The sequence below is a fragment of the Pseudomonas vranovensis genome, assembly GCF_040438935.1.
Taxonomy (GTDB): domain Bacteria; phylum Pseudomonadota; class Gammaproteobacteria; order Pseudomonadales; family Pseudomonadaceae; genus Aquipseudomonas; species Aquipseudomonas vranovensis.
In genome coordinates, this window is the sequence record NZ_CP159259.1 from 286352 (window position 1) to 299470 (window position 13119).

Here is a 13119-nt window from a genome sequence, read left to right on the forward strand (position 1 = left end):
GGCTTAAGGGGAGGGGCAGCGGCGGGCGCGGCTGCCCCGGGCGCTTAGATGCGGAAGCTGCCCACCAGCTGTTTCAGACGGCTGGCTTGTTGCTCGAGGTCGGCGCAGGCGCGCAGGGTCGATTGCAGGTTCTCGACCCCTTCCTGGTTGAGCATGTTGATCTCGTTGATGTCCATGTTGATCGAGTCGACCACGGCCGTCTGCTCCTCGGTGGCAGTGGCCACCGACTGGTTCATGCCGTCGATCTCGCCGATGCGCAACGTGACGCTGCCCAGGCGCTCGCCGGCCTGGTTGGCGATTTCCACGCTGTCCTGGCTGTGGCGTTGGCTCTGGCCCATGGTATCGACCGACTCGCGCGCCCCTACCTGCAGCTCTTCGATCATGTTCTGTACCTGTTGTGCCGACTCTTGGGTGCGATGGGCGAGGTTGCGAACCTCGTCGGCGACCACGGCAAATCCGCGTCCGGCTTCACCGGCCCGCGCCGCTTCAATGGCGGCGTTGAGGGCGAGCAGATTGGTCTGCTGGGAAATGCTGGTGATCACTTCGAGGATTTGGCCGATGTTCACCGTCTTGCTGTTGAGCGTCTCGATGTGCGAGCTGGAGGTGCAGATCAAATCCGACAGACGGTTCATCGCCGCGATGCTGCGATCGACCACCTGCTGGCCTTCCTCGGCCAGGTGACGGGCAGAGCTTGCCTGCTGCGAAGCTTGCGCGGCGTTGTGGGCAATTTCCTGGGCGGCGGCGCCGAGCTGGTTGATGGCAGCGGCCACGCTGTTGGTGCGGTTGGACTGCTCGTCGGAGTTGACCATCGAGGAGTTGGAGGCGCTGACCACCCGCAGGGCGACTTCGTTGACCTGCTCGGTTGCTGACGACACTTCACGAATCGAGCCGTGGATACGTTCCACGAAGCGGTTGAATGCCGTGCCCAGGGTGCCGAATTCGTCGTGGTTGTGGATGGTCAGGCGTTTGGTCAGGTCGCCTTCGCCTTCGGCGATGTCTTCCATGGCCCGGGTCATGGTGTGCAGCGGTTGCAGCAACACGCGGATCAACAGGCCGAGCAGGGCGATGATGATCGCCACGGCCACCAGGGTGGCGATCACCGCCGAGGTGCGGAACTCGCTGAGCATTGCATAGGCTTTGTCTTTATCGACAGACAGGCCGATGTACCAGTTGGCCGAGGGCAGGCCCTTGACCGGGGCGAAGGTCAGCAGGCGGGTTTCGCCGTTGAGCTGGACTTCGCTGAGGTCCTTGGTCAGGCGCGGGGTGTTCTGCGGGAACAGGTCCGACAGCGACTTCATCACCAGGTCCTTGTCCGGGTGGACCAGGATTTTGCCCTGTTCGTTGACCAGGAAGGCGTAGCCCATGCCGCCGAAATTCAGCGAGTTGATGATTTCTACCAGGCCGTCCAGCGCCAGGTCGCCACCCACCACGCCGACATTGCGTGCGGCGGTGGCGACGACTGATATCACCATCTTGCCGGTGCTGACATCAATGTAGGGTTCAGTCAGGATCGGTCCGTTGGCAGCCATGCCGTCCTTGTACCAGGGGCGAACGCGTGGGTCGTAGCCATCGGGCATTTTGGTTTGCGGGCGAATGGTGAAACCACCGTTGACGTCACCCAGGTAGATCGTCAGAAAACTTGAGACCAGTGCTTGCTGACCGAGCAACGTGCCGATGTGTTCGGCATCGGGGTAGGTGGCAATGTTTTGTGCCACGTTTTGAACCAGGAGGATGCGGCCATCAAAAAGGCTCTTGATAGTGGTCGAAGTGCTGTCGCCCATCTCGGCAAGATAACTTTCCAGATCTTCGCGAATAGCATTACGCTGCAAGAAATCGTTGTACAAAGTAAAGAGTGTGAACGCGATCATGACGATCAGAGAAGCGGCCAGAAGGATCTTGTGGCTGAATCGGAGGCTTTTGTTCATAACGTGTCGGTCCGCTAAGGTTTTGTTATCCGGGTTCGTTCGCACAAAGAACAGTTTGAAAGCAGTGCAGGTCCCCTTTCCTTATCGGGCTATTCCTGTCTTTCTGGTGGTCTATCGCTAACTTGATATCGGCCGCTTCGAGCCAAAGCTTAAACAGAGGGTAAAAATACATGCCTGACTCTTCGCAGTTCATGCTCGGCGCGGATCTTGCCGGTCAACCGGTGTCCCAGGCCATGCGCCTGGCCAACCGCCATGGGTTGATCGCTGGCGCCACCGGCACTGGCAAGACCGTGACCCTGCAGCACATGGCCGAGGCCTTCAGCGATGCCGGCGTGGCGGTGTTCGCCGCCGACGTCAAAGGCGACCTGTGTGGCCTGGGCGCCGTGGGCAATCCGCAGGGCAAGGTGGCCGAGCGTATTGCCGGGATGCCCTGGCTCGAGCACCGGCCGCAGGCATACCCGGTCAGTCTGTGGGATATCCACGGCCAATCCGGCCATCCCTTGCGCACCACCCTCAGTGAAATGGGCCCGCTGCTGCTGGGCAACCTGTTGGAACTGAGCGACTCCCAGCAGGCTGCGCTCTATGCCGCCTTCAAGGTGGCCGACCGTGAAGGTCTGCTGCTGCTTGATATCAAGGATCTCAAGGCACTGCTGGCACATCTGAAGGACAACCCGCAGTTGCTGGGCGAAGACAGTGCGCTGATGACGACCGGCTCCAGCCAGGCGCTGTTGCGGCGCCTGGCCACCCTCGAGCAGCAGGGCGCCGAAGCGCTGTTTGGCGAACCGGCGCTGCAGTTGGAAGATATCCTGCGCCCGGATGCCGATGGTCGCGGGCGCATTCACCTGCTGGATGCCAGCCGCCTGGTGCATGAGGCGCCGAAGGTATATGCGACCTTCCTGCTGTGGCTGCTGGCCGAACTGTTCGAGCAACTGCCCGAGCGCGGCGATGCCGACAAACCATTGCTGGCATTGTTCTTCGATGAAGCGCACCTGTTGTTCAACGGCACGCCCAAGGCCTTGCAGGACCGGCTGGAGCAGGTGGTGCGGCTGATCCGTTCCAAAGGTGTCGGGGTGTACTTCGTCACCCAGTCGCCGAGTGACCTGCCTGATGATGTCCTGGCGCAGTTGGGCCTGCGTGTCCAGCATGGCCTGCGGGCGTTCACCGCCAAGGAGCAGAAGTCGTTGAGGGCCGTGGCAGAGGGTTTTCGTCCCAACCCTGCGTTCGACACCTTGAGTGTGCTGACCGAGCTTGGCATCGGTGAAGCGCTGGTGGGCACCCTGCAGGAAAAAGGCACGCCGGGCATGGTCCAACGGGTGCTGATCGCGCCGCCGCAGTCACGGATCGGACCCTTGAGCGCCGCCGAACGCACCGCGTTGGTTGCATCCTCTGCGCTGGGCGGGCGCTACGACAAACCCGTTGACCGTGAGTCGGCCTACGAAATGCTCACCGCGCGAAAGGGCGAAGCACCGACACCCGGGCAAGCGCCGGCTGCCGCAGAGGAGAGCCTGGCCGACAAAGCCGGTGAGTTCCTGCAGAGTGCCGCGGGGCAAGCGATCAAGTCGGCGGTGCGTCAGGCCGCCAACCAGTTTGGTCGTCAGCTGGTGCGTGGCTTGATGGGGTCGTTGCTGGGCGGCAGCAAGAAGCGCTGAATCGCAGGCATGAAAAAGGCGCCTTGAAGGCGCCTTTTTCAATGCGGGACAGTTCAGACGATGAACTTGGTCGCCAACCAGAACAAGGCTGCCGACAGACCCACGGTTGCCGGCAGGGTCAGTACCCAGGCCAGCAGGATGGTGCGCACGGTGCCGCCTTGCAGGCCGCTTTTGTTCGCGACCATGGTACCGGCCACGCCCGACGACAATACGTGGGTGGTCGACACTGGCAGGCTGAAGATGTTGGCCATGCCGATGGCACACGCCGCGGTGATCTGTGCCGACATGCCCTGGGCATAGGTCATGCCCTGCTTGCCGATCTTCTCACCGATGGTCAGTACCACGCGCTTCCAACCAACCATGGTACCCAGGCCCAGGGCCAGGGCAACGGCGATGATCACCCAGAATGGGGCGTATTCGGTGGTGGCGGTCAGGTCCTTGCGCAGTTTGTCCAGGTCAGCCTTTTCACGTGCCTGCAGGCCCGGCAGCTTGCCTACCTTCTTGGCCGTGTCGTCCAGGCAGAGCAGGTAGCGACGCACTTCGATGCGCTTTTCAGGCGTCAGCGAACGGTACTCGGTCACGCCCTTGAGCGAGTGCAGCAAGGCGTTGATGGTCGGCTCGGTCTGCTGCGGGTTGCAACTGAACTGCTCCGGCAGGTCGCCATCCTGAGCTTTGCCCAGGGCCAGGAACTCACCCAGGGTAGCTTCGTTGCGCTGGTAGAACTGGCTCAGGTGCAGGGTGGCGTCGCGGGTACGCTCGATCTGGTAGGTGGTGCTGTTGAGGTCCAGGACGAACTGCGCAGGAACGATACCGATGAGCACCAGCATGATCAGGCCGATGCCTTTCTGGCCATCGTTGGAGCCATGCACGAAGCTGACCGCCATGGCCGAGATCACCAGAACCAGACGGTTCCAGAACGGCGGGTGCTTTTTATCGTCGAGTTTGCGGCGCTGTTCAGGCGTCTTGTGCATCTTCGACAGCGGGCGCCACCATTTCAGGCCCAGCAACACCAGGGCTGCCACGGCAAAACCGGCCATGGGCGAGAGCACCAGGGACATGCCGATATCGATAGCTTTCTGCCAGTTGACCCCGTCACCCAATGGAATGTCGCTGATCAGGGCGTTGGCAAGGCCTACACCGAGGATCGAACCGATCAGGGTATGAGAGCTGGACGCCGGAATTCCGAAGTACCAGGTACCCAGGTTCCAGGCGATGGCTGCGGCCAGCAGGGAGAAGACCATGGCCAGGCCGTGGCCTGTGTTCACATTGATCAGCAGCTCTACCGGCAACAGGTGAACGATGGCATAGGCCACCCCGACACCGCCGAGCAGAACGCCGAGGAAGTTGAACACCCCGGAGAAGAACACCGCCAGGTGAGGCGGCATGGCTTTGGTATAAATGACTGTAGCTACCGCGTTGGCGGTGTCATGAAAGCCATTAATGAACTCGAAGGCGAGTACGAAGGTCAAAGCGAGCAGCAAGCTCACCAGTACCCAGGCATCAAGTCCGCTGAATAAATCGATCATGAAGGTTTTCTGACCCGGTCATAAGGGGGCGCGATTATGCCAGAAAAGCCTGTTAATCGATGCACTTGCTGCCGACCGGTTTACGCCGTTGCGACGCTGTCCCTCGGGTTAAAGTGTCGGGAACGATCAGGAAAAACCCCTCTAAAATCGGTAAAAATCCAGAAAATTTAAGGGTTTACGTTGTTGGTTGGCTGTAATGAAAAATTCAAACAACTGTATTAAATTTGTGAGATTACGTTACCAGTCGCTGTAGGTCGCGTAACGATCGGCCTTGAGAATTTCGACCACGCGCACCCTCGGCCGCCCGCACCCGGCAGGCGGCAGCGACCCTTCGAGTGGCTAGCCTTCGTCGGTCTTGAGTTCTTTTTCTATTTTCTGCAGTTCCTGGGCAAACGCCTGGTCGAGGATGCTTGCGCGTTTGCGCCAAGGCTTGCGTTCAGGGTCGGGCTGGGCGGCGTAAGTGGTGACCTCTCCGCCGTAAACTTCCTTGTAACGTTGTTCCTGGCGCTCAAGTTCCGCGCGCAGTTCGTCTTTCGTCACAGTGCTACCTGTTGGTTGTGAATAAACTCTGGCGTTAACGCGTAAAAGCTGCGCAACAGCACAACTTGCACACGGCTACGCTGCCAGAGCGGCATAACTGTCGCAGCAACAGTAGGTTCAGAGTATGCATGCAGGAAGAATACTGATGTATTCAACCTTGCGGTAATTGCACCTGCCCTGCACCCAGTGAGTTCAGTCAGGCGCGGCTTGGATCCGAAGACCACCTGCCGGCGAGTGGGCACAGCACTTTATTATAGCTCGCACGTTACATAACGAAGTCAATCGGTATTCGCTGTTTGCTTATGACGGCGACCCCACCGTGTTTGTTACATCGGTATCGAGGTTCGGCCGGGGCAATTTCTTCAGGGGCAGGTGAGGCGAAAACCGAAGGAGAAAAAAACGGCCTCGCTTCGTGGGCAAGGCCGTGCCTGGGACTTCTACGGTGGGTACCTGACCAGTCTCTCCAAGAAGCCACATGGTGGCGGTAGAAAGGTATAAGCAATTGAGGGTGGCGGTCAATTGCGATTATCGGTCGTTGGTTCGATAATCGCCCCAGTGACCGTGTTGCCGAGGTGAACCATGACAGAAGAAATACCGCCCAAAGGGCCCGGGTTGAACGATCAGGTGCGCAGTTCGTTTGCGTCGCTGGCACCCCCCATCGTCGCTTCGCCGGCCAAGCGTATCCAGGCCTTCACCGGTGACCCCGACTTCATGACGTCGCTGGCCCGAGGGCTGGCTGTGGTCCAGGCGTTCCAGGAGCGCAAGCGCCACCTGACCATCGCGCAGATCAGCCACCGCACCGAAATTCCCCGCGCCGCCGTGCGCCGTTGCCTGCACACCTTGATAAAGCTGGGTTACGCCACCACCGACGGGCGTACGTATTCGTTATTGCCCAAAGTGCTGACCCTGGGGCATGCCTATTTATCGTCGACGCCGCTGGCGGTGTCGGCGCAGCCGTACCTGGACCGCATGAGCGACCAGTTGCACGAGGCCTGCAACATGGCCACCCTCGAAGGCGACGACATTCTTTACATTGCCCGCTCGGCGACGGTGCAGCGCCTGATTTCGGTCGACCTTTCGGTGGGGGGACGGCTGCCGGCCTATTGCACGTCGATGGGGCGAATCCTGTTGGCGGCCCTGGACGATGCCACCTTGCATGAATACCTGGAGCATGCCGACCTGCAAGCCAAGACCAGCCGTACCATTCATGACCCGGTAGCATTGCTTGAATGTCTGCAGCAGGTCCGCCAACAGGGCTGGTGCGTGGTCGACCAGGAGCTGGAGCAGGGCCTGCGCTCTATAGCTGTACCGGTCTACGATGCCTCCGGTCAGGTGCTGGCTGCGCTGAACGTCAGCACCCACGCGGGCCGGGTCAGCCGCACCGAGCTCGAGCAACGTTTCTTGCCCATCATGCTCGCGGCCAGCCGTGACTTGAGTGCCCAGCTGTTTGCCTGACACTGCACTTCCTGTTCGATAAACGCACACAGATGCGTTTATCGAATTGCGCCGATTCCGGCGTCTTATTAATGTCGCTCGCATCGGTCAGCCTGCCCTGACCGCCCATAATAATGAGCGAGAGGCGAATGCCCCCATGACTGATATCCCATCCAGGCACCGCCTGCAGCCGTTTCAGTACGCGCCGCGCGGCTGACCCGTACGCCTAACCGATCCTCTCCGTCTGTGCCGTTCACGCGCGCACCCGCACACCTGCGCGCTCCTACTGGATAAAAATAATGAACAGTCCCCACGCTGCTGTTGGAAACTGCCTTGATGTGCAGTTCTTCATCAATCAACAACCGCTGTCGCGCTATCAGTGGCGGGTGGTGATCCTGTGTTTTCTGATTGTTTTCCTTGATGGCCTGGACACGGCGGCAATGGGCTTTATTGCGCCAGCGCTGTCACAGGACTGGGGTATTGATCGCGCAAGCCTGGGCCCGGTGATGAGCGCCGCGCTGATCGGCATGGTGTTCGGCGCCCTGGGCTCCGGGCCACTGGCTGACCGCTTTGGCCGCAAAGTGGTGTTGGTGGGGGCGGTTGTACTGTTCGGCGCCTTCAGCCTGGCATCGGCCTACAGCACCAACGTCGACCAGTTGCTGGTGCTGCGTTTTCTGACCGGCCTGGGCCTGGGCGCAGGCATGCCCAATGCCACGACGCTGCTGTCCGAATACACGCCTGAGCGGCACAAGTCGCTGCTGGTGACCAGCATGTTCTGCGGCTTCAACCTGGGGATGGCCGGTGGCGGCTTCATCTCGGCCAAGCTGATCCCGACCTTCGGCTGGCACAGCCTGCTGCTGATCGGTGGTGTGCTGCCGCTGATCCTGGCCGTGGTACTGCTGTTCTGGTTGCCCGAGTCGGCACGCTACCTGGTGGTGCGTAACCGCGGCACCGACAAAGTGCGCAAGACCCTAGCCCCTATCGAGCCTTCCATTGTCGGCCAGGCGTCGAGTTTCAGCGTGCCGGAACAGAAAACCGTCAAGGCGCGCAACGTGTTTGCGGTGATCTTCTCGGGTACCTACAGCGTCGGCACGTTGCTGCTGTGGCTGACCTACTTCATGGGCCTGGTGATCGTGTACCTGCTGACCAGTTGGCTGCCGACCCTGATGCGCGACAGCGGCGCGAGCATGGAACAGGCTGCCTTCATTGGTGCTCTGTTCCAGTTCGGCGGAGTACTCAGTGCCGTTGCCGTGGGCTGGGCAATGGACCGTTACAACCCGCACAAGGTTATTGGCACTTTCTATCTGTTGGCCGGGGTGTTTGCCTACGCGGTCGGGCAGAGCCTCGGCAACATCACCTTGCTGGCGACCCTGGTGCTGATTGCCGGCATGTGCGTGAACGGTGCGCAGTCGGCCATGCCATCGCTGGCTGCGCGTTTTTATCCGACCCAAGGCCGGGCCACGGGTGTTTCGTGGATGCTGGGCATCGGTCGCTTCGGCGCCATCCTCGGTGCCTGGATGGGCGCCACCTTGCTGGGCCTGGGCTGGAACTTCGAGCAGGTGCTCACCGCGCTGGTGATCCCGGCAGGCGTTGCCACCGTGGCAGTGATCATCAAGGGCGTAGTCAGCCACGCCGACGCCACGTAGGAGCGGGTCATACAACTTGTTCGATAATCGAACGGTTAGTCGATTATCGGATTGTGCCTGCCAAAGCCCCACCGTAATCTGAATTCATACCGGCGCCACCCAAGGCGCCTTGCACACCGACCTCGACTCAGCATATCCAGGAGTCTGCAATGGCTGAAATCCTCTCGCTCCACGACGCCGTGAAGCAGTTCGTCCACGACGGTGACAGCGTCGCCCTCGAAGGCTTCACCCACTTGATTCCAACCGCCGCCGGGCATGAAATCATTCGTCAGGGCAAGAAAGAGCTGACCCTGGTACGCATGACGCCTGACCTGATTTACGACCAGCTCATCGGCTCCGGTTGTGCTCGCAAGCTGATCTTCTCCTGGGGCGGCAACCCGGGTGTCGGCTCCCTGCACCGTCTGCGCGATGCTGTCGAGAAGCAGTGGCCGCAAGCCATGGAAATCGAAGAGCACAGCCACGCCGACCTGGCCAACGCCTACGTCGCTGGCGCTTCGGGCTTGCCGTTCGCGGTACTGCGTGCCTACGCAGGCTCCGATCTGCCCAAGGTCAACCCGCTGATCAAGAGCGTTACCTGCCCCTTCACTGGTGAAGTCCTGGCCGCCGTCCCTTCGGTTCGCCCGGATGTCACCGTGATCCACGCACAGAAGGCTGACCGCAAGGGCAACGTACTGCTCTGGGGCATCCTGGGTGTACAGAAGGAAGCGGCCCTGGCAGCCAAACGCTGCATCGTGACCGTCGAGGAAATCGTCGACGACCTGAACGCGCCGATGAACGCCTGTGTACTGCCTACCTGGGCACTGTCGGCGGTATGCCTGGTACCAGGCGGTGCTCACCCGTCCTACGCCCATGGCTACTACGAGCGTGACAACCGTTTCTACCAGGCCTGGGACCCGATTGCTCGCAACCGTGAGACCTTCACCGCCTGGATCGACGAATACATTCGCGGCACCGCCGACTTCAACGAATTCAAGGCAAAACTGGCCAGCGCTTCGGAGGCTGCACAATGAGCTACTCCACCAATGAAATGATGACCGTCGCCGCAGCCCGTCGTCTGCGCAATGGTGCAGTGTGCTTCGTGGGCATCGGCCTGCCTTCCAAGGCCGCGAACCTGGCCCGCCTGACCTCGTCGCCCGACGTGGTGCTGATCTACGAATCCGGCCCGATCGGTGCCAAGCCGAGCGTACTACCGCTGTCGATCGGTGACGGCGAGCTGGCCGAAACCGCCGACACCGTGGTGCCGACCGGCGAAATCTTCCGCTATTGGCTGCAGGGTGGCCGGATCGACGTGGGCTTCCTCGGCGCAGCCCAGGTCGACCGCTTCGGCAACATCAACACCACCGTGGTGGGTGACTACCACCAGCCAAAAGTGCGCCTGCCAGGTGCCGGTGGCGCGCCGGAAATCGCCGGTTCCGCCAAGCAGGTGCTGATCATCCTCAAGCAGTCCAATCGCGCTTTTGTCGACAAGCTCGACTTCATTACTTCGGTCGGCCACGGCGAGGGCGGCGATTCGCGCAAACGCCTGGGCCTGCCAGGCGAGGGGCCGGTCGGCATTATCACCGACTTGTGCATCATGGAGCCGGAAGCCGGCACCCACGAGTTCGTGGTGACTTCGATTCACCCGGGCGTGACCCGCGAGCAGATTATTGCCGCCACCGGTTGGGCCATTCGTTTCGCTGACGATGTGGCCACCACTGTCGAACCAAGCGAAGTCGAGCTTACCGCCCTGCGTGACCTGGAAGCGCGCACTGCCGCCGCCCACGGCCAAGCGCCAGGAGAAGCCTGATGCGTGACGTATTTATCTGCGATGCCATCCGCACCCCCATCGGCCGCTTTGGCGGTGCCCTGGCCGGTGTGCGCGCCGACGACCTGGCGGCCGTGCCGATCAAGGCCCTGATCGAGCGCAACCCGCAGGTGCAATGGGATCAGCTGGACGAAGTGTTTCTCGGCTGCGCCAACCAGGCCGGTGAAGACAACCGCAACGTCGCCCGCATGGCACTGCTGCTGGCCGGCCTGCCGGACAGCGTACCGGGCGTGACCCTCAACCGTCTCTGCGCCTCCGGCATGGATGCGGTGGGCACCGCGTTTCGCGCCATTGCCAGCGGCGAGATGGAGCTGGCGATTGCCGGCGGTGTCGAGTCGATGTCCCGTGCCCCGTTTGTCATGGGCAAGGCTGACAGCGCCTATTCACGCAACATGAAACTGGAAGACACCACCATCGGCTGGCGCTTCATCAACCCGTTGATGAAAGCCCAGTACGGCGTCGATGCCATGCCGCAGACCGCCGACAACGTTGCCGACGACTACAAGGTCTCCCGCGCCGACCAGGATGCCTTCGCCCTGCGCAGCCAGCAACGCACTGCCGCTGCCCAGGCCGCAGGCTTCTTTGCCGAAGAGATCGTGCCGGTGCGTATCGCCCATAAAAAAGGCGAGACCATCGTCGAGCAGGACGAGCACCCACGTGCGGACACTACCCTCGAAGCACTGACCCGTCTCAAGCCGGTCAACGGCCCGGACAAAACGGTCACGGCCGGCAACGCCTCGGGCGTCAACGACGGTGCCGCCGCCCTGATCCTGGCGTCGGCCGAAGCGGTGAAAAAGCACGGCCTGACCCCTCGGGCCCGGGTTCTGGGCATGGCCAGCGCCGGCGTCGCCCCGCGCGTCATGGGCATCGGCCCGGTGCCTGCGGTGCGCAAGCTGACCGAGCGCCTGGGCGTGGCCGTCAGTGATTTCGATGTCATCGAACTCAACGAAGCCTTCGCCAGCCAGGGCCTGGCTGTGCTACGCGAACTGGGCCTGGCCGATGATGCACCGCAGGTCAATCCGAACGGCGGTGCCATCGCCTTGGGTCACCCGCTGGGCATGAGCGGTGCACGCTTGATCCTCACGGCTTTGCACCAATTGGAGCAGTCGGGTGGGCGCAAGGGCCTGGCGACCATGTGTGTAGGTGTAGGGCAGGGCCTGGCCCTGGCTATCGAGCGGGTGTAAACCAATGACCCCGGACAGGCGGCCCCCACGCAGGGTCGTGGGTCCGGGGTGATTGCTTGTGGAACAAGAGTGTTACTGGTTGTGTCTAGACTCCAGTAACCCTCCAAGAGTGAACTGTCATGACTTCAGCCTATTACACCGGTGAGGAACGCAGTAAGCGCATCTTCGCCATCGTCGGCGCCTCCTCGGGCAATCTTGTGGAATGGTTCGACTTCTACGTCTATGCCTTCTGTGCCATCTACTTTGCCCCGGCGTTCTTCCCCTCCGACGATCCGACGGTGCAACTGCTCAACACCGCCGGGGTATTCGCAGCCGGCTTTCCGATGCGCCCCATTGGTGGCTGGTTGTTCGGTCGCGTGGCCGACCGTCATGGCCGCAAGAATTCGATGATGATCTCGGTGCTGATGATGTGCGCCGGCTCTCTGGTCATCGCCTGCCTGCCGACCTACGCCTCGATCGGTGCCTGGGCGCCGGCCCTGCTGTTGCTGGCGCGCCTGTTCCAGGGCCTGTCGGTGGGCGGCGAATACGGCACCACGGCGACCTACATGAGTGAAGTGGCCCTGCGCGGCCAGCGCGGTTTCTTCGCCTCGTTCCAGTATGTGACCCTGATCGGCGGTCAGTTGCTGGCGGTACTGGTGGTGGTAATCCTCCAACAGTTGCTCAGCGAAGATGAACTGCGCGCCTGGGGCTGGCGCATTCCGTTCGTGGTTGGCGCTGTGGCCGCCGTGATCTCACTGCTGCTGCGCCGTTCGCTGGAAGAAACCAGCAGCGCAGAAACCCGTAACGACAAAGAGGCCGGCAGCATCAGCGGGCTGTTCCGCAACCACACGGCAGCCTTTATCACCGTGCTTGGCTACACCGCTGGCGGTTCGCTGATTTTCTACACGTTCACCACCTACATGCAGAAGTACCTGGTGAACACCGCTGGCATGAGCGCCAAGACCGCCAGCTTCATCATGACCGGCGCGCTGTTCCTGTACATGTGCATGCAGCCGCTGTTCGGCATGCTCTCCGACCGTATTGGCCGGCGTAATTCGATGCTCTGGTTCGGCGCCCTGGGCACCTTGTGCACGGTGCCGATCCTCATGACCCTGAAGACCGTCACCAGCCCGTTCCTGGCCTTCGTGCTGATCACCCTGGCGCTGTGCATCGTCAGTTTCTATACCTCCATCAGTGGCCTGGTCAAAGCCGAGATGTTCCCGCCGCAGGTGCGCGCGCTGGGCGTAGGCCTGGCCTATGCGGTGGCCAACGCCGTGTTTGGCGGTTCGGCTGAATACGTGGCGCTGGGGTTGAAATCCATGGGCCTGGAAAACACTTTTTACTGGTACGTTACCGCCATGATGGCGATCGCCTTCCTGTTCAGCCTGCGCTTGCCGAAACAGGCAGCCTACCTGCACCACGACCATTGACC

General features: G+C 61.4%; 10 protein-coding genes. 7 read left to right on the forward strand and 3 right to left on the reverse strand.

Features of this window, described 5'->3' with window-relative positions:
* Positions 1-44: 44 nt before the first annotated feature.
* Positions 45-1925: a methyl-accepting chemotaxis protein gene (locus tag ABVN19_RS01390; protein ID WP_028943355.1), complete on the reverse strand. Its 1881-nt coding sequence runs from the start codon at positions 1923-1925 to the stop codon at positions 45-47.
* A gap of 170 nt (positions 1926-2095) precedes the next feature.
* On the opposite strand from ABVN19_RS01390, the gene ABVN19_RS01395 reads away from it, so the two are divergent.
* On the forward strand, positions 2096-3574 hold the full coding sequence (locus tag ABVN19_RS01395; protein ID WP_028943356.1) for a helicase HerA-like domain-containing protein: 1479 nt from the start codon (positions 2096-2098) through the stop codon (positions 3572-3574).
* A gap of 53 nt (positions 3575-3627) precedes the next feature.
* Here ABVN19_RS01395 and ABVN19_RS01400 read toward each other — a convergent pair whose 3' ends face one another.
* A complete protein-coding gene (locus tag ABVN19_RS01400; protein WP_028943357.1) occupies positions 3628-5100 on the reverse strand; it encodes an inorganic phosphate transporter in 1473 nt (490 codons plus the stop codon).
* Between the two features lie 339 nt (positions 5101-5439).
* Positions 5440-5640: a hypothetical protein gene (locus ABVN19_RS01405; RefSeq protein WP_028943358.1), complete on the reverse strand. Its 201-nt coding sequence runs from the start codon at positions 5638-5640 to the stop codon at positions 5440-5442.
* A 579-nt stretch (positions 5641-6219) separates the two neighbouring features.
* On the opposite strand from ABVN19_RS01405, the gene pcaR reads away from it, so the two are divergent.
* From pcaR to ABVN19_RS01435, 6 genes are all read left to right on the forward strand, one after another.
* Positions 6220-7095 (forward strand): pca regulon transcriptional regulator PcaR, encoded by an 876-nt coding sequence (gene pcaR, locus ABVN19_RS01410; protein ID WP_177431057.1) that lies wholly within the window; start codon positions 6220-6222, stop codon positions 7093-7095.
* Positions 7096-7373: 278 nt separating this feature from the next.
* Positions 7374-8720, forward strand: a complete 1347-nt coding sequence (locus ABVN19_RS01415) for an MFS transporter (protein ID WP_028943360.1) — start codon at positions 7374-7376, stop codon at positions 8718-8720.
* A gap of 149 nt (positions 8721-8869) precedes the next feature.
* On the forward strand, positions 8870-9730 hold the full coding sequence (locus ABVN19_RS01420; protein ID WP_028943361.1) for a CoA transferase subunit A: 861 nt from the start codon (positions 8870-8872) through the stop codon (positions 9728-9730).
* Positions 9727-10506, forward strand: coding sequence for a CoA-transferase subunit beta (locus ABVN19_RS01425; RefSeq protein WP_028943362.1), 780 nt, complete (start codon positions 9727-9729; stop codon positions 10504-10506). Before ABVN19_RS01420 ends, ABVN19_RS01425 begins: the two co-directional genes overlap by 4 nt.
* A complete protein-coding gene (gene pcaF / locus ABVN19_RS01430) occupies positions 10503-11708 on the forward strand; it encodes a 3-oxoadipyl-CoA thiolase (RefSeq protein WP_177431060.1) in 1206 nt (401 codons plus the stop codon). The genes ABVN19_RS01425 and pcaF overlap by 4 nt, the downstream gene beginning before the upstream one ends.
* A 119-nt stretch (positions 11709-11827) precedes the next feature.
* A complete protein-coding gene (locus tag ABVN19_RS01435; RefSeq protein WP_353632783.1) occupies positions 11828-13117 on the forward strand; it encodes an MFS family transporter in 1290 nt (429 codons plus the stop codon).
* Positions 13118-13119: the final 2 nt, after the last annotated feature.

Excerpts from the sequence above, each read along its gene's own strand:
- ABVN19_RS01390 (WP_028943355.1), bottom strand. The coding sequence starts at position 1,925 with ATGAACAAAAGCCTCCGATTCAGCCACAAGATCCTTCTGGCCGCTTCT.
- ABVN19_RS01395 (WP_028943356.1), top strand. The coding sequence starts at position 2,096 with ATGCCTGACTCTTCGCAGTTCATGCTCGGCGCGGATCTTGCCGGTCAA.
- ABVN19_RS01400 (WP_028943357.1), bottom strand. The coding sequence starts at position 5,100 with ATGATCGATTTATTCAGCGGACTTGATGCCTGGGTACTGGTGAGCTTG.
- pcaR (WP_177431057.1), top strand. The coding sequence starts at position 6,220 with ATGACAGAAGAAATACCGCCCAAAGGGCCCGGGTTGAACGATCAGGTG.
- ABVN19_RS01415 (WP_028943360.1), top strand. The coding sequence starts at position 7,374 with ATGAACAGTCCCCACGCTGCTGTTGGAAACTGCCTTGATGTGCAGTTC.
- ABVN19_RS01420 (WP_028943361.1), top strand. The coding sequence starts at position 8,870 with ATGGCTGAAATCCTCTCGCTCCACGACGCCGTGAAGCAGTTCGTCCAC.
- ABVN19_RS01425 (WP_028943362.1), top strand. The coding sequence starts at position 9,727 with ATGAGCTACTCCACCAATGAAATGATGACCGTCGCCGCAGCCCGTCGT.
- ABVN19_RS01435 (WP_353632783.1), top strand. The coding sequence starts at position 11,828 with ATGACTTCAGCCTATTACACCGGTGAGGAACGCAGTAAGCGCATCTTC.